Origin of the sequence: Vibrio azureus, assembly GCF_002849855.1 — a bacterium.
GTDB lineage: Bacteria > Pseudomonadota > Gammaproteobacteria > Enterobacterales > Vibrionaceae > Vibrio > Vibrio azureus.
The window spans coordinates 66,729-85,835 of the sequence record NZ_CP018617.1 but is presented as its reverse complement, the minus strand read 5'-3'; the positions used below and the strand labels follow the sequence as shown (position 1 = coordinate 85,835).

General features: G+C 40.2%; 16 protein-coding genes. 7 read left to right on the top strand and 9 right to left on the bottom strand.

Annotated elements, in window-relative coordinates; translation table 11 throughout:
- The first annotated feature begins 225 nt into the window (after positions 1-225).
- Complete coding sequence (locus tag BS333_RS14150; RefSeq protein ID WP_021708284.1) at positions 226-1,905, top strand: DUF342 domain-containing protein; 1,680 nt, start codon at positions 226-228, stop codon at positions 1,903-1,905.
- A 110-nt stretch (positions 1,906-2,015) separates the two neighbouring features.
- Here BS333_RS14150 and murQ read toward each other — a convergent pair whose 3' ends face one another.
- The 3 genes from murQ to BS333_RS14135 all read right to left on the bottom strand — a co-directional run bounded on the left by murQ (position 2,016) and on the right by BS333_RS14135 (position 5,060).
- Positions 2,016-2,918: an N-acetylmuramic acid 6-phosphate etherase gene (murQ, locus tag BS333_RS14145; RefSeq protein WP_021708283.1), complete on the bottom strand. Its 903-nt coding sequence runs from the start codon at positions 2,916-2,918 to the stop codon at positions 2,016-2,018.
- A gap of 195 nt (positions 2,919-3,113) precedes the next feature.
- On the bottom strand, positions 3,114-3,491 hold the full coding sequence (locus tag BS333_RS14140) for a YgiW/YdeI family stress tolerance OB fold protein (RefSeq protein WP_021708282.1): 378 nt from the start codon (positions 3,489-3,491) through the stop codon (positions 3,114-3,116).
- A gap of 78 nt (positions 3,492-3,569) precedes the next feature.
- Positions 3,570-5,060: an aldehyde dehydrogenase family protein gene (locus BS333_RS14135; protein WP_021708281.1), complete on the bottom strand. Its 1,491-nt coding sequence runs from the start codon at positions 5,058-5,060 to the stop codon at positions 3,570-3,572.
- Positions 5,061-5,367: 307 nt separating this feature from the next.
- Here BS333_RS14135 and BS333_RS14130 point away from each other — a divergent pair, with 307 nt between their 5' ends.
- Together BS333_RS14130 and BS333_RS14125 are read left to right on the top strand one after the other, a co-directional pair.
- Positions 5,368-6,543, top strand: a complete 1,176-nt coding sequence (locus BS333_RS14130) for a TauD/TfdA family dioxygenase (RefSeq protein ID WP_021708280.1) — start codon at positions 5,368-5,370, stop codon at positions 6,541-6,543.
- A 62-nt stretch (positions 6,544-6,605) separates the two neighbouring features.
- Positions 6,606-6,995 carry a hypothetical protein gene (locus tag BS333_RS14125; protein WP_050568001.1) on the top strand — a complete coding sequence of 130 codons (390 nt, stop codon included), beginning with the start codon at positions 6,606-6,608 and terminating at the stop codon, positions 6,993-6,995.
- Positions 6,996-7,195: 200 nt separating this feature from the next.
- Here the strand turns inward: BS333_RS14125 and BS333_RS14120 are convergent, their stop codons facing one another.
- The 3 genes from BS333_RS14120 to BS333_RS14110 form a co-directional block, all read right to left on the bottom strand.
- Positions 7,196-7,996 (bottom strand): hypothetical protein, encoded by an 801-nt coding sequence (locus tag BS333_RS14120; protein WP_021708278.1) that lies wholly within the window; start codon positions 7,994-7,996, stop codon positions 7,196-7,198.
- A 66-nt stretch (positions 7,997-8,062) separates the two neighbouring features.
- On the bottom strand, positions 8,063-8,914 hold the full coding sequence (locus BS333_RS14115) for a Hint domain-containing protein (RefSeq protein WP_021708277.1): 852 nt from the start codon (positions 8,912-8,914) through the stop codon (positions 8,063-8,065).
- A gap of 15 nt (positions 8,915-8,929) precedes the next feature.
- Entirely contained in the window at positions 8,930-9,769 is an 840-nt protein-coding gene (locus tag BS333_RS14110; protein ID WP_021708276.1) for a hypothetical protein, read from the bottom strand.
- Positions 9,770-10,141: 372 nt separating this feature from the next.
- On the opposite strand from BS333_RS14110, the gene BS333_RS14105 reads away from it, so the two are divergent.
- From BS333_RS14105 to BS333_RS14090, 4 genes are all read left to right on the top strand, one after another.
- The gene (locus tag BS333_RS14105) at positions 10,142-10,780 is read left to right on the top strand and encodes a hypothetical protein (protein ID WP_021708275.1); all 639 of its coding nucleotides are present in this window, start codon (positions 10,142-10,144) and stop codon (positions 10,778-10,780) included.
- 75 nt (positions 10,781-10,855) lie between these two features.
- Entirely contained in the window at positions 10,856-11,191 is a 336-nt protein-coding gene (locus tag BS333_RS14100; RefSeq protein ID WP_021708274.1) for a hypothetical protein, read from the top strand.
- A gap of 49 nt (positions 11,192-11,240) precedes the next feature.
- Positions 11,241-11,981: a hypothetical protein gene (locus tag BS333_RS14095; protein WP_021708273.1), complete on the top strand. Its 741-nt coding sequence runs from the start codon at positions 11,241-11,243 to the stop codon at positions 11,979-11,981.
- A 254-nt stretch (positions 11,982-12,235) separates the two neighbouring features.
- On the top strand, positions 12,236-13,882 hold the full coding sequence (locus BS333_RS14090; protein WP_021708272.1) for an ABC transporter substrate-binding protein: 1,647 nt from the start codon (positions 12,236-12,238) through the stop codon (positions 13,880-13,882).
- A 197-nt stretch (positions 13,883-14,079) separates the two neighbouring features.
- Here the strand turns inward: BS333_RS14090 and BS333_RS14085 are convergent, their stop codons facing one another.
- The 3 genes from BS333_RS14085 to BS333_RS14075 form a co-directional block, all read right to left on the bottom strand.
- Positions 14,080-14,661 (bottom strand): flavodoxin family protein, encoded by a 582-nt coding sequence (locus BS333_RS14085; RefSeq protein WP_021708271.1) that lies wholly within the window; start codon positions 14,659-14,661, stop codon positions 14,080-14,082.
- A gap of 397 nt (positions 14,662-15,058) precedes the next feature.
- On the bottom strand, positions 15,059-17,170 hold the full coding sequence (locus tag BS333_RS14080) for a type I secretion system permease/ATPase (RefSeq protein ID WP_021708270.1): 2,112 nt from the start codon (positions 17,168-17,170) through the stop codon (positions 15,059-15,061).
- An 18-nt stretch (positions 17,171-17,188) separates the two neighbouring features.
- Positions 17,189-19,102: a bifunctional diguanylate cyclase/phosphodiesterase gene (locus BS333_RS14075; RefSeq protein ID WP_021708269.1), complete on the bottom strand. Its 1,914-nt coding sequence runs from the start codon at positions 19,100-19,102 to the stop codon at positions 17,189-17,191.
- Positions 19,103-19,107 lie beyond the last annotated feature (5 nt).

The window sequence follows — 19,107 nt, the reverse complement described above, 5'->3', positions numbered from 1 at the left end:
AAACCTGAATTTACACTGTAAAGAGGCTGCTATCATCATACTACTGAGAGCAAGAGGAACAACGAGTGTGAGTGATGGCCATCTCCGCGTATCAAGAGATTTGAAGTGTGTTTGAATTCTATTATTAGATGCCAGTATAGCGACAAAGATCTGTGATACAGAGCGCGGCTGTATTTAATATATTAGCTACACTCGAAGAAATGTGAGGATGCTAATGGATGAGTTATGTGGAGCCCCTATCTCGTTTGGTCTGATGATAAGACTAAAGTTATTGCTCGTTTACCTAAAGACACTTTTTTGAACGGTAGTCTAAATCAGGACCTTTTCACTGAACAGCTTGAAAAGATGAAAGCTTATCATGCTATGGTTTACACAGAGAATATAGACCTCTTTATTCAATATGCCGAAAATGCCACAGAAGAAGCTTATCAGGGTATTACTGTTGCTGAAATAAAAAATGCACAAGCTTATATTGAAGTAAGTAGCGATGGAATGTTGGCAAGTATCACTGTCATTGGGGCTTATGGTGGGAGAGGGGTTACAGCTGATGAGTTAATTCAGATTCTTAGTCAAGCGAGAGTGACGAAAGGCATTAATAAACTTGCACTAAGAAAAGTATTACAAATGAGTGCACAATTAAGACCTGGCCAACAAGTCACCCAACCTGTTGCAAAAGGAAAGCGTCCTATTGATGGTTGTGACACGACATTTAAACCACTTGTGGAAGACATCACCAAAAGAATTTTAAAACCACAACAAGTCGGTTCGAGTAATGAAAAAGTTGATTTAAGAAATTTAGGTCAAACCATTACTGTTGATATTGGGCAACCGCTTATGCGTAAAATCCCATTTACCGATGGTATCTCCGGTATGACGGTATTAGGAGAAGAGGTGGCTGCGAAATGTGGAGAAGACCTTGCCTTAGAGCTAGGAAAGGGAACAGAGTTTAGCCGTTCTGATGTCAATCTACTGGTTGCCACTACATCAGGTACGCCGCTCATTAAAGCAAACTGTGTTGATGTTGATAACGTTCTATTGCTTAACGATGTCGATATCGGTACAGGGCATATAAGCTTTAAAGGCAGTGTCATAATAAGTGGCAATATTGAATCGGGGATGAACGTCAAAGCTACGGGCTCCATTACTGTCGGTGGCTTTATTGAGTCGGCCAACGTTCAAGCAAAAGGTGATATTTCGGTTGGAAAAGGCATTATTGGACATAATGTCAGTGGTGAAGAATCTAAAAGTTGTCACGTGCGCAGCCAAGGTACTATCTATGCTAACTATGCTCAGTATAGTGAGTTAATGTCGGGTAAAGATATAGTACTTAGCGTGCATAGTATGAATAACGATATTGACTGCCGAGGCGATCTTACCGTTTTTGAACTGAAAAGCAAAGTTGGCACACTGAGTGGTGGTGAGGCTCGTGTTGCGGGAAGTGTTCGATGTTTTCAGATCGGTGTTGAAGGAAATACCGTAACTAAAATTGAAGCATTCACTCAGTCGGAGCAATATAAACAAAAAATATTGTTACTGAAAAATGAATATAAACAAGCCCAAAATGAAACGATGGAGATAATTCGAAAAGAATTAGCATTAAAGGGGATTTCAAGTGGGGCTGAAAAAAAAGCTCAGCAAGAAGCGTTATTTGCTTATAAAAAGCAAAACAATGATGGCCTTGAGTACATTAAATATCAGCTCGAAAAAGCCGAATATGATTTTGAACGTGAACAGTCTGAGGTATCGGTTGAAGCATTAAATCGAATGTTTGATAGAGTGACGGTTAAAATAGGAAAAGATCAGATCACAACCAATAAAACCTATGGAGCTTGCATATTCAAACTCGATCAAAATAAGCTGAGATTTTCTGGGAGTTTAGATAAAGAAGATTTGGCGGTATGTTGATGGAATTGAGCCCTTTTACTGTGATGGTATAAAGGGCTTAGAGGGATTATTTGAGTATCGAGTACCTAACTTAGCTTAAGCAATGAATAGCTTTTATCTAGATTTAAACCCTAAATTTTGGTCAGTGCTTTACGAATAAAGCCATTGTGCTCGGTAAGTTTTCTTTTTGCCTTTTGAGCATCAAGCCCGCTTAGAATCATAAAAATTGCTGTTTTGCAGTTACGCTCACAATCATTTAACGCCTGTTCGGCATCCGAGTAAGAGGCCCCGGTTGCTTCTACAACGATATTGACTTGGCGCTGAACAAGCTTGGCGTTCGTCGCTTCAACATCAACCATGAGATTACCAAAAACTTTACCGTTTCGAATCATGGCTCCAGTTGATAACATATTAAGAACCATCTTTTGTGCCGTACCAGCTTTCATTCTAGAAGAGCCAGTGACGACTTCGGGCCCAACAATAGGTTCAATCGCTATTGTTGCAGTCTCTGCCATCGCCGATTCTGGATTACATGCGATTGAAACGGTTGTTGCGCCAATCGCGTTAGCATAATTAAGGCCTCCGAGTACATACGGAGTACGTCCACTTGCGGCGATTCCTACAACAATATCACGATGGGTGAGGTTAAGTTGTTTTAAATCCGTCTCTCCCTGAGAAGCATCGTCTTCTGCGTTTTCTACTGCTTTTAAAATTGCTTGATGTCCACCAGCAATTAGTCCAATGACTAAATCTGGCGAAGTACCATAAGTAGGAGGGCATTCGCTAGCATCAAGAATTCCTAGGCGTCCCGATGTGCCAGCGCCAATATAAATCAAACGTCCGCCATTGGAGAAACTGGTATTAATCGCATCGACTGCACGAGCTATTTGAGGTAGCTCGTTTTCTACAGCAAATGCGACTTGCTTGTCTTCTTGATTAATGACTTTTAACATATCAAGAGTCGATAGATTATCGATTTCTAAGCTTGCGGTATTTCGACGTTCAGTGACGAGCTGATTTAAGTCAATATTCATAATGTAACTTCACCAAGTTAGAGAAGGAATGAAAATGATACCAAGACAAGCTGACATTTACTCGAATTTAATGGCTGTTGATGCAACGCCCACACCATGATTGTGAACAAAGTATTTTGAGGTTACTTGGGTATAAACAGAAAATAAAAAAAGAGCGATTGTTCGCTCTTTTTTTATTCGTTGAGAAGTGCCTGATTAAAGCTTACGAATAGATTCCACTTCAATTTCAACACTATTCCAGTCTTTATCCACTTCACCTAGAATTTCAACCTTATCCGATGGGCTGACCGATTGTCCTTGCCAACGCTTTTGACTGATCTCAACGACCACTTCGCCAGACTGATCTTTAAATAGATAATCTTTTTTACCAAGAGAGCTAACAATGTTTCCGGTCAGTTTGACTGGGGTATCATCGACCGCATCCAACGCTTCTTTTGCCGTTAGAATGACTCCTTGCGTTGGGCCACTAAAGCCTCCAGAAGCCACGGTTTTACCATCATTAAAGCCTGCGGCAGCAAGACCAGAAGTGGTTAAAGCAATCACGAGTGTTGATAGAGTGAATAGTTTTTTCATTGTGTGTACCTATGTTTAAGATTAGATGATGGGGTAAATAGTAATACTGGCATCATGAATGGAACCTGAATCAGTCGTTCAGGTTTTTAAACAAATGGTGGTTGCTTTGGTTTTCATATAGTTATGTACTGCAATTTTTCCACATTCTCGACCAAAACCTGAATGTTTGTTGCCGCCAAAGGGCACATAAATCTCGCTAGCATAATATTGATTAATGTTTACTTGGCCTGCATCAATCCGTTTTGCGAGATGAATTCCTAACGCGATATCTTGAGTATAAAGCCCTGCATGGAGACCGAATGGGGTCGAATTGGCTAAACAGACTGCTTGATCTATTCCTTCAAATGATTGTAAGCAAATGATGGGTCCAAAGACCTCTTGATGTAAAAGAATGGAATCACTAGGCAGGTTATCAATCAGGGTAGGTAAAAAGTACAGGCCTTGCGTATGCTCTGGATCATAATAACGCTGACCACCAAGTAAAATGGTTGCGCCTTCTTGTTTTGCTAACTGTACAGCCTGTTCAATTTTCTCCAATTGAAGTGGATTATTGATGGCACCAAATGGATGATCCTTCATCCCATGGCCTATGGAAATATTGCTCAACTTACAGCAAAGAAGTTCAATGAATTGATCTTTAATCGCTTTATCGATCAAAATTCTTGATGCACAAGAACAAACTTGACCTGAATTTAAGAACGAAGCGGTAATGATATCTTCCGCTGCCTTTTTGAGATCGGCATCCTTGAGAACAATAGCGGGTGACTTTCCACCCAGTTCCATTGTGCATGTTGCCATGTTTTCAGCTGCAGCCCTCAGAACGCGTGTGCCTGTCGCTTTAGAACCAGTAAATGTAATATGTGCTACGGCTGCATGCAAAGATAGCCCCTCGCCAGCTTGCGATCCGTGACCAGTAATAACGTTAATCACTCCTGCAGGAAAAGCTAAATCTCGACTAATCTGAGCCAACTTTAAAATAGAAATAGGTGCCTGCTCAGAAGGTTTGATGATGACACTGCAGCCAGCAGCTAAAGCCGGAGCAATACCACGTATACAAGTGAACAATGGAAAATTCCAAGGAATAATATGTAACGTGACGCCAACGGGTTCTTGTATTGTAAAACTGAACTGATTATCGTCGACAGGAATCGTCTCACCATGCAGTTTGTCACTTAAGCCTGCGTAGTAACGCAAAAAATCGATGCAAGTTTCGACGTCTGCCTTTGCTTCAGAATAAGGTTTACCGCTATCCAAGCTTTCTGCAATTGCAAAAGCGTTTTGCTGTTGTTTGAGTTTTTCTGCTAATTCATATAATAGCTGACCGCGTTTAGCTGGGGAGAGAGCTTGCCAACAACGCTGGCCTTGGATTGAAGATATCACAGCACTGTCTATATCATCATCATTCGCTTCTACATTACTCATCAACACCTGGCCTGTGCCTGGATCAATGACCTGATAATGTTGTGTCGATAAAGACGTCGTCCAATTACCATGAATAAACAGTTGGTTGCTAGGAGGTAAATGAGCTTGTGTCAGTAAATTTTCCGAAGTTGTTGGTAAGTTTGACATAAAGGCTACATAGCAAAGAGAGATGTTCTTATCCTAGATGAAAGTTACATCAAGAAAAGTTTCTCCAGCCAAAAAGGAGAAATAAAATCAAACAATCAACAAAAAGGATAAAGCAATCACTTTACACATGAATTTAAATGATAAAGGTATTCTTAATAAGTAAGTCTTGGACTTACTTTAACTGGAGTGGTTCTCTATTTTTATTGACATAAAATGTGATCAGAGACTGATTGACTCCAAATGATAAAGTTCAATGCTGAGAGTTTAAATTTTCAACAAGAATGACGATCTAAAATAAGATGTAAATATGCATCATTATGCTCATTTTGTTTATCAGTTCATCATTCAAATTGAGGTCTTTCAGATGGAAATTGAAAGTATTGTGCAAAATGAATACTCATTATTGATTAGATTTCGAGATGGTCAGGCGTTCGATCTTCCCTATATGTGGTTCAAAGATCATTCTAAATCCCACACGGATTGGGACCATAAAACGCATCAAAGAGTTTGCTCAGCAACGGATCTTTTCCAATCTTCAATACCTACGCAGATCACAGTTGAAGAAGGAAGTAAGGTAATGATCTATTGGCAAAATAATCATGAACCTTCAGAGTACACAGCACAGGATTTATACTCGAAGCTCAAAGATGGCTCTGACCACTTAGCTCAGTTTGGCATCGACAATCAACATGACATCAAGCTTTGGAAAAATATCGATTTGATTGGAGATGCTGCCTTTCGATTTCAATTTTATCAGATTCAAAAGGCGGCTGATTTTAACCAGATGCTGATGCGATTAAAAGAATATGGCTTTGTTGTGGTAAGTGAGTGCCCGACGACTATCGATTCTGTAGAAAATATTGCCAATAGAATAGGCTATGTAAGGCAAACAATCTTCGGTGGTTTATGGCAATTCAGTGCCAATCAAAACCGAGATGATTCTGCCTATACGGATTTAGCTTTGGGATCTCACACGGACAGTACTTACAGCCATGATGCGCCGGGATTACAAATGCTGCTGTGTTGTCACTATGATGCCCAAGGTGGAGCTTCAACCATGGTTGATGGCTTTATGCTGGCCAATGAAATACTAAAAAACCGGCCAGATCTCCATGCTTTGCTCAAAGATGTTCCGATAATGGGTCGTTATATCGGTGATGGCGTGAATCTAGCTGCCCAGAGGTGCGTACTTCGCTACAATCGCTGCGGTAAACTTGAACAAGTGAGTTTTAATCATTATGACCGAGAACCGTTGTCTCCACACCTAGATAACTTGCAGCAAGTGTATGAAGCATTAGTTTACTTTGAAACATTAGCATCATCAGAGCAATATCAATGGAAGTATATTTTAAAACCGGGTGAGATGATTATTTTTGACAATTGGCGTGTATTGCACGGTAGAGATACCTTTGTAGGTGAGCGTAAATTGGCTGGTTGCTATATCAATAGAGAAGATTTTGAAAGTGCATTACGCCTCTGTTGAGTATACCCTTGCCTCCTACTATGTAGATAAAAAATATAGACAAAAAGGTCAATGAATTAACAATGCGTTTATTATTAAAAAAGAGTTGGATGGCTTTATTATTTGGGCTTTCATTTAACAGTTTTGCTGATTCAGCAAGAGTGTATTGTGCCACTGTGGATGGTTCGGATTGGGAATGGTTATACGAGCAGGATGGAAGTGATACTGAAATTAGTGGCGAGTGGGGGATTCATATTGTTAACGCGCAAGTAGGATTCCGCTATTTGACTATTCCAATACAAGAGTATCAATACCTACAAAACCGATGTGATGCGATGGGCATGGTGGCACACCCAGCTGAAAACGCATTCAGTGATTGGTATATCTTTCAAATCCAATTTGTAAAGGGACAAACCATCTTCGCTCCAGGCTATTACTCCCGTTTATCACACCCTTTTTCAGGGATTATGTAGCTTTGTATCAAAAGCGGTGATGAGAGGTGGAAGCGCTGTGTCAAATAGCTTGTAAGCAGCAAGCGGCTCTGGCTTATTAGCGTGATTGAAGAGGCTTGAGTGCTCTGACTTTTCCCCTTTAGCTAATGGAAACCGAGGCCGCATTTTGTCGTGTTCATTTTTGGGTGGCTTGAGTATGAGCCTTAAATTTTAAAGGGAGGCTATTGCGTCGCCAAATTGGACTCTTGTGATAGACTCTTCAACCTATCTGCCAGCTTTTGAGCGTCGCTTTTCATCTTGTTACGACTAAAATCAGCTTCATTATCGACATAGTTAATGAACTTCGCCATGGTAGGATCGCTACTGGCTTTATACTCTTGCCATATATCGGGTTGGAAGATGGCTAAATCCATGGCAATCTCAACTTTATCTCCAATCAAAGATTTTTTGATTTCATCATCAGGTATATTGTCCGGCAGTGGCTTATTGATTACTTCGAGAGATAAATTAACAATATCAGTCAGGTGCTGCGTTTTGTACTTACCTGTGATGATGCTGCTTATATAATAAATGGCATCCCACCTTGCTCGTTCATCATCATAATTGTACTTTTCAACACTAATATCAGATAGGAGCGCCTTTCTGGTTGCTTCGACCATCTTATAGTCATTCAATAACAGCTCAAAGTTTTGTCGGTCTGATGCTGTGGTCAATACCTTACTACTCAGGGTGATAAAGCTTTGAAACTCCTCACTTGGTTGGCGCCAAGTATTATTTTCCCAATTATAGCTTGATTCATCAAGAACGTTGCTCTCCTGATATTTAACATTGTTAGGTTGAACAAGGGTACTAATACTAGATGCTTGCTCCGAAGCAACTGCTTCATTTATATGTTGGCTTTCAACGGTGCTCTCTTCGATACGAAGTGCTTGTAATTCAGATGGTGCCTTTGTGTGGGAATTGAAAGTAATATAGGCAATAACTGATAGTGATGCCGTTAAAATAAGAGTCTTTTTTAACATAGAAAACCTGTTTAAAAGCAAGGCACAAAGGCCTTGCTTAGTTAATTTACAAAATCACCTTAAAAATTAAAGTAAATCACTAGGTATTTGATCCCTTAATAAGAGTCTTCCGGTTAAATTAGCACCATCATTTTGATAATACATCGAACCAGAGAGGAAACCTTGTGCGACTACAATTTGGCCATTAGTACTTTTATCAGAGGTATCTGGCATCACGTTATAAACTTTACCTGTGAACTTAACGTCTTCAATGTTAATGATCTCATCAAAAGAGCCATCTTTACTGATCAAGCTGTCACCAACTTTTATGTTTTCAGCGGTCAGCATATACCCTGTTGAAACGAGTAATGGGTGGTTGTCAGTAACTTTGAGCTGGCCGCCATTTGCAGTATTAAAGACTCGGATATTATGAACGGTTTCGACAATAGACTCACTGTATGCTTCAACATCTTTTACTTGATAAGAGATATTATCAAGGCTAGCGTTATCAGATAATGCAACGATATTGGTTAATTTCTTTGTTAGCGCATCGTATATTTCATGTTCCCCATCTACAAATAGAATCTTTTGATCTGGTGTATAGCATGAAGAAACACAGTGTATTTGCTTTGTATAATGCTTTATGTCACATGAGCCACTTTTAACAATTGGTGCTTTAAACCAATCATCAAAGTTTGCTGGGTTAAAAAAACTAGGGTATAAAGGCCTCGCTCTTGGATTGTCAAAATCATCTAGAGTATTGTATTCCATAGTTCTTTTAGATATATGTTTACACTTATGGGCCCACTCATTTCTACCTACAGCCTGAGATGGACTTAAACTATCCAGTGAACATCTTTTTTCTAGTCTTGCACCATCGTTAGCGGAAATACTTAAACTTGTTAAACCTAGAGTTAGAGCTAATAATTTTTTTATCATTTTAATATCCTTAACTTAAAACATGTCACAAGGGTAATAGCCCATGTAACGATTATTTCTGCTACTAAAAAGAGGTACCATATTTGTTTCTTTAAAGTACTCATAGTCACGTGTTGTTATTTTTTCTTCTGATAAGGCATTTAACCTATAAACCTCACACTCATGTCTTGTGCTCGGGTTTGGTTTTTTAGGAATGGTATAATTGCATGACATATCTCCGTATTCTGTTTCACCATATAATACAAATTCAGAGTCATACTTTTTATCATCAATTGTATATCGCATAATACGATCTCTACCAGCTTGTATGGAGCGCGGATTCCAATAGTCAGAAGTTATGTTGTGTGAAGCTATATTATTAATTTCAATGTCAGAATTTCCATAGTTTCTTAATATCATCCGCAGTGATTGGTCTGTTTGTTTGGCATAACAGACAAGTGGGTGACCTTGCTGTTCTTGCATACAGTTTGACCAATCATCAATGATTCCATCATTTACTTTTTGAATTAAAAGGTGAGCAGCCTTACTGCCAGTATAGTTACTATCCTCGAAACCTATACACTCAGCCCTTTTCCATTCATCTACATTTCCGTTGTATCTGTCTAACGAAAGGGTATCAACAACAGCTGACTGAAATGAGTTTCTACCATAATTACTTATATGGTCTGTACTGCAAAGCCATTTCTTAAGAGCTATGCCTGTTTCCGAGTCTGTTGTCGTTCGGTATTGAGTATAAGCTCCTTGAGCTAATATATCATTACAACTGTTGTAAGCATGCATATTAGCAAATACACTCAATGGCATTAATGTCAGTGTTGTCACTAAAAGCTTCTTTCCAAAAATTGGCGCTTTCATGAAAATATCCTTATTTATTTTAGTTAGTTAAATAATGTCATTGTTCAATGACGATTGAGGAATATATTATAAACTTTGTTCAATTTAAATGGTTTTTTTGAACGTTGAACTAATGGTATTTTTAACGTTATAGTAATGATTTTTTTGATATTTATTTATTTTCATTTTTGTTTTTAGCGAGCCGATTGTTTCTTATTTAATGCATAAATGATACTTTTGCTATTTATTTTTTTCTTACTTACGGTTGATTTTTTATTTTATTTTTTATAGATTGTTTTTAAGTTATAGATAATAAAAATAAATTTATAATTCTATTGTTAATACTATATTAGATGTGTTTGGAGTGCACTCCTATCTAAAAGGGATATTTTTATGTTTAAAAAAACGTTAACACTAATGTTAGGGGTGATTTTTTTTAGCCCGGTTGCTTTGTCTTTTCCTGGTGATGACCAGTTTAAGAAAAGATGCGATGATGATAGCTTGACACCTTATGAGGCGATACAACGTAATAAGTGGGCTAAGAAGTGTGGGCATATTTCGCGGAGGGATTATGACTATTATACATACGACGATGACGGTAAACTAAGAGCGAGACCTAAATACCCGAGCTTTTATAATCGAGCAAGCTTTAATGATTGGTTTAAGGCTCCTATCACTGAAAATGCTGCCTGTGGTATAAGGCATTATACACATAAGCTTTTTTGTGTTAGTTCTGAACCAACACCTGAGCAAAGAGCAATACTACTAAGGTGTGATGATGATAGCTTGACACCTTCAGAGGCGATACAACGTAATCAGTGGGCCAGGAAGTGTAGATATATATCTCGAAGAGATTATGATTATAATGTATACGACGATAACGATGCAATAAGAGCTAGGCCTATATACCCAAGCTTTTCCAACCCAAATAACTTTGATGATTGGTTTAAAGCTCCTAAGATCCAAAATGCTCCATGTGACATGAGACATTATACAAAAAAACTTTATTGCGTCAGCTCTGCCTATTATTGAATGTTTATTTCAATAAATTCGATAAAATAGTTATTCCACATATTCTGACTAATTTTTATTAATAAGGAACACTCAATGTTAAAAAGAATAAATTTTATTATCTCTTGCTCGATTGCTCTGATTTCGACTGCTTATGCTGATTATCATAGCGGCTCTTTTTGTTCATCAGAGAGCTTAAGTTATGAGGAAGCGGTGTCACGAAACCAGTGGGCATTAAATTGTGACCATTTAAGTATTAGAGAATATGATTATTATGTCTATGATGATAGCGGTGAACTGAGAACAAAGCCTATCTATCCCGTTTTCTTTACTGAAGATGATAAAATTATAAAAATGCCGACGGAGGAAAATGCATCATGTGAAATAGATGCTGGAACACAAATTTTCTTCTGTAATCCTACATTGAATTAATAAGTCTTATATCTTCATGTGTCATAAATTAATGTTAAAAGGATAAAAAGTGTATAAAATTATTGTTCCAGTCATTATTTCAAGTTGCCTGGTAGGTTGTGGTGGTGGGAGTTCAACTGGTAAGGAAGATAATAATACTTCATTGCCTAAGCCAACGGTTAATAATAAGCCTACAACCTTAAATGATGAGCATAAACTTGATGGGTTATGGGTATTTGATAATAATAAGTTTGCTATACATACCTCTAGCTCCAATGTATCAACATTGAAAGTGATCGAAACAATGGATGGTAGCGCAAAGGTGTTTGGGGCTGAAGTTTCAGAGCTTGATGATTATATTGAGTTTAAACAAAATGATCGTTATGGAAACTTAGAAAAAACGGTCACTTATAAGCCTTTTGGAGCTGGTGGTTATGTTAATGTAGATGATGCTAATGATGATTTTAACGTCTTAAATGATAATGAAATTAATATTAGTAGCTTAAAGCTATTAAGTTATTTGGTTGTCAACCGCAGTAACGTTATAGGTCTCGAGCATAAAAACTACAACCTAGATTTTGTTGATGATATTAATACTTATTGCAAAGTACACATCGATATAAGCCATATGAAAAATAACTTATTCCAAATTACTGGTTCTGCAGAGAACTGTAATGATGTGAAAAATAACGGTCAAGTTTCTGGGTTCGCGGGTCTTTGGATCGGTGAAGATGGTGAACCACACTTTCCGGGTTATATTACCCTTAATAATAATAAATCCCTACCACTGTATGGTTCTAAATTACCCTAATTATTACAGTATTTGAATAGAGCCTTCCAAATGGTTGTTTGGTGAGTGTTCATTGTATGCCTAAGTTGCCGTTACTTGGGCATATTCCCCTTCCTTATAGCAGAGCAACTTAGTGAACTCTGCTTTTGCCGTCTATGCTTTGACTAATGGTGAGCATTACCATAACGAAGTGATGTAAATGAACCACTCTGAAATTAAAAGGTTCAGTTTTGGCTATCATCCAATCACTGAGTTATCCAAAGGAGAAGCATTAAATGGACATAAAAAGAACGTTTTTTAAGCAACCGATAGCCATGCTGTGTTACATGTTGCTGCCTGCAGGAGCAGCATTGGCAACCGCTCCCCAGCGAGATACCGATACTAACTCTCAACAATTCTTCTCTCAGCAACACTTAGTTCGTGCTAATGATGCAGAAGCCGCTACCTTAGATCCTGCAAAAGCGGAAGGGATGCCTGAAATGCACATTATAAGAGACTTATTTGAAGGCCTCGTCATCCAAGATCGTGACGGAAATATCATCCCAGGTGTTGCACAATCATGGCATACCGAAGATAACCAAGTTTTTACTTTTAATTTGCGCAAAGAGGCGAAATGGTCGAATGGTGATCCTATTACAGCACAAGACTTTGTGTATTCACTGAGGCGAGCGGTTGATCCTAAAACGGCCTCTCCCAATGTATGGTATCTGAGAATCACCAAGATAAAGAACCTTGCAGAGGTAGCGGATGGAAAAAAGCCATTGGAAGCGTTGGGTATGACTGCCTTGGATAAGCATACCATTCGCTTTGAGTTAGAAGAGAAAGTGCCTTATTTCGTTGCCATGACCGCCCATACTTCTATGATGCCAGTACATAAAGCAACCGTAGAAAACCGTGATAAGCCTTGGAACGATCCTCAGCAGTTTGTTGGCAATGGGGCATTCACTTTAGCAAAATGGGTGGTTAATGAGCGCTTAGAGCTTACCAAGAACCTTAATTATTGGGATCAGGTCGATACTCGTTTGAATCAAGTGACGTATATTCCGTTTGAAAACCAAAATGCTTCTATTCATCGTTATGCTGCAGGCGAAGTAGACCTAACTTCTGATATCCCGCCTCACATGGCACAAAAACTACAGCAAGATTACCCTCAGGCTTATACCAGTGTGCCGTTATTATGTACTTACTATTATGCTTTTAATACCACTCGTCCTCCTTTTGACGATGAGCGAGTGAGAAAAGCCGTCTCTTATTCTATTATGCGTGATGTGATCACCGATGGAGTCACACAAGTTGGTCACCTACCTGCGTATACCTTCGCACATAAGTTTACCGCTGGATTTCATGCTTCACAGCCAACATACAGCCAATGGACCCAGCAGCAGCGTAATCAACATGCACAAGCGTTACTAAAGCAAGCGGGTTATTCTAAAGAAAATCCATTGACCTTTTCTTTGCTGTATAACACCAGTGAGTCCAATAAGTCGATTGCTGTTGCTATTGCATCAATGCTGAAAAAAAACTTGGGCGCTAAAGTTGAGCTAGAAAACCAAGAATGGAAATCGTATTTGGTGTCGCGTAGGCAAGGTAACTTTGATGTTATGCGAGCATCTTGGTGCGGGGATTACAATGAAGCCTCGACTTTCCTCAGTTTACTTCGCTCAGAATCGACGGGGAATTTTGCCCGTTATCAGAGCAAAGAATACGACGCTGTTATGCAGCAAGCGCTATCCGCGACAGAGCAGAATAAGAGACAAGGCTATTACGATCAAGCAGAGCAGCTACTCGCCAAAGATATGCCGATCGCACCCATCTATTACTATATGCAAGCGCGCTTAGTTCGTCCCAATGTTGGAGGTTTTGCCAAAAATAATGTCGAAGGGCGGATTTACTCCAAAGATCTCTACATAGTGCCTCAATAGTTCAGAGTACTTTTTTCACTAAATTTTTTACCCATCACGATACCCAAGCACATTGTGGTTACTTAGATATAGTAACCACTTACTTTGGCTCTGAGCTTTCTGGCATGGGTTTGCTTTCTATTTTGGTGGTTCAACGAAGCAAACCTTAACAGTGATTATTGTCGCTCATTTAATACAGCAACCAGCCCTATGATATCTTACTTATTAGCTTGTGTATTATCAGCTTGTGCACTGACCAGTTCGGCGATTCTGTTGCCAAGGTAATGAGCCGTGGCAAGATCTGAATGATGCAACTTACCGTTATTATTTTGTGCGACAATGCCGGCTTGAGTTCCTAAACGATTGAGGCCTTGTTCTCCGCTATTGCTCGGGATACCTAAACTGACCCATAGCATGCCGTGTTGGCTAGAAAGCGTTTGTAGGTATTGCAAAGTCATTGATTGATCGCCATTTAAAGAGCCACCACAGGTGAATCCCGCAGCTAATTTATTGGTCCATTTTTGTTTAGACCAAGTTCCGCTTGATGCATCAGCAAAGGCCTTAAACTGTGCAGCGACGCCTCCCATATAAGTTGGAGAACCGAAAATAATCGCAGCGCAATCGGCTAACTGTTGCATCAGCTCTGGGTTACTGAACCGGCCCTCAATGATCTCTGAACCTTGAATTTGATGAGAAAGCACACTGTGCTCACCATGTTGAACAATACCGCTTTCAATTGAGCGTGCTAACTTTGCGGTCGCTTGAGTTTTAGAAAAATAAATGATGGCAATCTTAGACACAATCGTTCCTTTTTGAGGTAAAAATAGAAGTAATGACCATAGGCTAAAACCTCTACTTAAGTTGAGGTCAAATAAAAAAGCTGAAAAAGTTTTGTATCGAGTTCACAGAGCCAGACCTTCAATTGATATTTTTAAAGAATTACTGTTAGCTTAGTGTGTGACTAATGTATGCAACATGATTCTATGGTGGGGTGAACGTATGGAAGAAGATGAAAAGGCCATCATGGTTCTGTTTGCGATTGTTGGTTTTGTTCTGCTCTGGATTTTTTTAGAAGAATTGGGTTATATGGAGCATTTTTTTTATCAAAGTTGAACTCGATACCCCAACCAATCGGTGTGAGTATCGAAATCAAGGTCTCGATGTGTGATTTTGATTGCTTTTAGACTCTGCTTGTTTTTAATGATTCCGAACTTTGCCACTTTTTAAATCACTGAGGACTTTTGCTTTAGGTCCATCTGCAATGATACTGCCTTTTTCCATTACGATGACTCGGTCTACAACATCGAGCATTGATGTCTTGTGTGTAATCAAAACCAAGGTTTCTGTTGGTTTAAGCTGAGCGAGTTGATGCTTGATGTGCATCTCGGATCGATTGTCCATCGCGCTGGTGGGCTCATCTAAAAGCAAAATGGGCGGATGGCCAAGGAAAGCCCGTGCAATAGTGACGGCTTGACGTTGTCCTCCGGATAACATATTGCCACCTTCTCCGACTTGGCGCTCAAGCCCTGCTGGGTCTGATTGAGTAAAAGCCGTGACACCAGCACGATTCGCTGCCTCTAAGACATCTCGATCATCAACAAGTGGGTGGCCTAAAGTAATATTATCTCGGACTGAACCAAAAAATAGGGTTGAGTCTTGTGGTACACAGCCAATATTACGTCGCACGTCCACATGATGCAGTTGATCTATGTCGGTGTCATCAATCCGAACATGGCCTTCGGTTGGTTTATAAAGTCCCATGATCAAGCGTTCTAATGTGGTCTTGCCTGAGCCAATTCGGCCGATGATGGCAACTTTCTCTCCGGGGTTGATGGTCAGGCTTAAGTCCCGAATCGAGGCGATGGGGGCATCGGGATAATGAAAGGTGACGCGGTCAATTTCAATCTTGCCTTGTACGACTGGGCGATGTACGTAACGTTTACCTGACTCCTGTTCATCGGGCATCGACATTACTTGATTAATAATGGTCATTGAGGATTTGGCTTGGTTATAGCGAGTGGAAATTAAAGAAAGCTGAACCATAGGGCCAATAGCGCGACCGCTTAACATGGTAGCAGCGATTAAACCTCCCATGGTTAATTCTCCTTCTGCGATCAGGTAAACGCCGAGAATGATCATGCCAACGCTACAACTTTGCTGGACAAATCCAGCAGAATTCTGAATGCTGTCGGTGATTCTATGGCTTTTAATGTTCCAAGTGGCCATGTGAGCTACAGCCTCTTCCCAGCGATATTGGAACTGACTTTGCGCACTGAGCATTTTTACGGTTTCTAGCCCGGCCAAGCTTTCGACGAGATTGGCGTATTTTTGTGACGCCAAGCGCGAGCCTTCCTCGATAGATTGGCGCAATGGACGTTGGATGATCAGCGAGTGAATAATCAGGAGGATGACACCGATCAGGGGCACATACACCAAATCACCAGCCATTAACCAAATAACGAGTAAAAACAGCAGAGCAAACGGCAGATCAATCAGGGCACTTAACGTTGCGGAAGTAAAGAACTCTCGTATTGATTCAAACTCTTGTAAGTGGCGGGCAAAGGCGCCGACAGACGGTGGTTTTGATTCAAGCCGAATGCCTAGCACTTTACTGAATAACTTTGAGGAAATCAGAATGTCCGATTTTTTTCCAGCCACATCAATAAAATAATTACGTAGTGACTTGAGTAAGAAATCGAATAAGAAAATAATGAAGATCCCGCTGGATAATACCCACAGCGTTTCAAAGGCGAGGTTGGGAACCACTTTGTCGTAAACTAAGCGAGTAAACATTGGTGTGGCAATAGCAAAAATATTGATCAGAAAAGAAGCAATAAAGACATCGCGATAAATGCGTTTCGACTGCCATAGTGTTGACCAGAACCAATGGCCTTGCCGGGTCTCTAGGACTTCCGGTGAACGTTCGTCATATTGAAACTGCTTTTTGATCAGGAAGTAGCGGCCAATATACTGTTCTTTCAGCTCAGAAAGTGGGACTACAATAGGGACCATACCGTTTTCTAAATTGGTGATCTCTACTTCTAAACTGTCATGATTAATGCTGTTGAGGACACAGGCCTCTCCCTCTTTAAGAATGAGGATGACAGGTAGAATCAAGCTTGAAATCGCCTCTAAATCTGCTTGGCTTTCTTTGGCGATTAACCCAGCTCTTTCTGCTGCGCGAGGAAAGAGAAAGGGCGTCAGTTTTCCATCAGAAAGTGGTAATCCGTTGACTAGGGCCTCAGGTGAATTGGCTAACCCAAAGTAACGGCTAACGTAAATAAGCGAGTTCAGTAAGGGGTCTTTCATCCTTGATCTACCTCGTTTCTATTCTTTGTCGACAATAAAACCTTGGAATATTTCAACAAAGTGCTCTGTTAAGAAATCCAGTTGAACCTGAGTTTCAACCCGTGATGCAATGGTCGTCACCCCCAAATTATGGGCGGTACGGGAAATGGACGTTAAAGTGAACTTTTGTTTCTCATCATGGAGGTTATGAGTAAACAAATAATCTAATTTGACATAGTTAGGGCGGAACTCTTGAATGTATTCAAGCGATTGGAAGTTTCGGCCATAATTATCCACTCCAAACATGGCACCAGACTGACGGATGGCATGGCACAGTAAGGCGGTATGATGAGGGTGCTCAATAAAGCAGGACTCTGGCAATTCGAAATGCAGCATGGAGGCAACTTTGCTGTGTTTTTCCAACATATGAGAAGTCCAACGAATAAAGGATGGCTCAGAAATACTGCTTTGAGCAATGTTGATCGCAATGGGTTCGTTTATTTGGCCACTTTTTAACTTCTGGATCATCGACTTGATGACGTATTGATCAAACATATTCGTTGCATTGAGTTGTTCCAAAGCAAACAAGTACTGATTGGCTCGGAATGTTTCCCCTTGCTTTTCTATGCTAGAGAACACCTCTTTGTGATATATCTTGCCCCAAGCATTTTTGGCAGCTTGGAAACGAAATTGAATCCATCCACTGTGAATGGCCTCTTCGACGAGCGCTTTCCACTGTTGTTTACCCATTAGGTGTGAACTTGCGTCACCTCCGATGAAGCCATAAGCCTGCTCTGGATGAGCTTTCGCTTGCGATAAGGCGTTATCTACCATCGCCAGTAGCTCCGAACGTGCTTTGGGCTCTTTGCTAAAAGCGACACCAAGTGAGGCTTTTGGTTTTGCCAACCCTGTTGGGTCCGTGTTGAGCCCGTTAACGCAGTTCACAATGCTGCTTGCAATAAGCTTCAGCTCGCTCTCGTCGGTATGAGGAAACAATAAGCCAAATTCATCACTGGATAAACGCGCAATAGTAGCCGTGGATATATCGATGGTGTTTTTGAGTCGTTCGGATAACTCTTTCACATGAGCGTCGGCAAGTTGATAGTCTTTTGTTTCATAGATATCGCCGATGTATTCAGCATGAAGTAAAGCAATCCCTCCTTCCGTTTCTTCTGCGAGCCATTGATCAACATGGTTAATATAGAAAGAGCGATTACCGAGTTTAGAGACAGGGTCGAGGTAGGCTTGAGCGCGTAAACGTTGTGCTTCTTTGGCTTGTTCTTTAAATGAAAGCTCAATTTGAGCAGACATGGAGTTGATGCCATCCACAACTGAAATGAGATCTTTTGTGTTAGGGCGAGCAAGTGGGGAGCCAAATTGATTGTTGGCAATGTCACGCATTTTTCTTTCTATCGCTTTTAAAGGCCTCAAGGAACGGCGAAGAACATAGGAAATCGCAATTAAGCCAATCAAAAAGACAACCGAGAAAGCCGTTAATAAATGCACTAAGGCTCGCCATAACTGTTCATACGCAGCGCCGGGGTGGCTGATGATTTCGACTTCTGCGAGCTGCAACCAGCCACTGGTCACGGTACGTTTATCATGTATGGCTTTGAATAAATTAAGATCGACAAACCATTGCGGGACACGACTGGGTTTTATCGGGTAAGTGCGCACAACTTGGTCATCTGAGTCAAGTGCGGTAAGACGAACAACAGAATAGGTACTTCCATCGAACAAAGCGTTGATTACTGATTCTACCGCCACCTTATCTTTCTCTTTTAAGTAAGGTGCTAAAGCTAAGCCAACGGTATTAATGGTGTTGTTAACCTCTGAACGTTGTTGTTGTTCCAAGCTATTTCTTGTTGTGTCGAGTTGGATGAGTAAAACCGCGATCATCAGGAGCAGAAAGACGGTCACCATCCCCACCACAAGCTTTTTATAAAGGGTCATGTTTT

Coding starts and splice junctions, on each gene's coding strand:
- BS333_RS14150 (WP_021708284.1), top strand. CDS start 226: ATGTGGAGCCCCTATCTCGTTTGGTCTGATGATAAGACTAAAGTTATT.
- murQ (WP_021708283.1), bottom strand. CDS start 2,918: ATGAATATTGACTTAAATCAGCTCGTCACTGAACGTCGAAATACCGCA.
- BS333_RS14140 (WP_021708282.1), bottom strand. CDS start 3,491: ATGAAAAAACTATTCACTCTATCAACACTCGTGATTGCTTTAACCACT.
- BS333_RS14135 (WP_021708281.1), bottom strand. CDS start 5,060: ATGTCAAACTTACCAACAACTTCGGAAAATTTACTGACACAAGCTCAT.
- BS333_RS14130 (WP_021708280.1), top strand. CDS start 5,368: ATGCATCATTATGCTCATTTTGTTTATCAGTTCATCATTCAAATTGAG.
- BS333_RS14125 (WP_050568001.1), top strand. CDS start 6,606: ATGCGTTTATTATTAAAAAAGAGTTGGATGGCTTTATTATTTGGGCTT.
- BS333_RS14120 (WP_021708278.1), bottom strand. CDS start 7,996: ATGTTAAAAAAGACTCTTATTTTAACGGCATCACTATCAGTTATTGCC.
- BS333_RS14115 (WP_021708277.1), bottom strand. CDS start 8,914: ATGATAAAAAAATTATTAGCTCTAACTCTAGGTTTAACAAGTTTAAGT.
- BS333_RS14110 (WP_021708276.1), bottom strand. CDS start 9,769: ATGAAAGCGCCAATTTTTGGAAAGAAGCTTTTAGTGACAACACTGACA.
- BS333_RS14105 (WP_021708275.1), top strand. CDS start 10,142: ATGTTTAAAAAAACGTTAACACTAATGTTAGGGGTGATTTTTTTTAGC.
- BS333_RS14100 (WP_021708274.1), top strand. CDS start 10,856: ATGTTAAAAAGAATAAATTTTATTATCTCTTGCTCGATTGCTCTGATT.
- BS333_RS14090 (WP_021708272.1), top strand. CDS start 12,236: ATGGACATAAAAAGAACGTTTTTTAAGCAACCGATAGCCATGCTGTGT.
- BS333_RS14080 (WP_021708270.1), bottom strand. CDS start 17,170: ATGAAAGACCCCTTACTGAACTCGCTTATTTACGTTAGCCGTTACTTT.
- BS333_RS14075 (WP_021708269.1), bottom strand. CDS start 19,102: ATGACCCTTTATAAAAAGCTTGTGGTGGGGATGGTGACCGTCTTTCTG.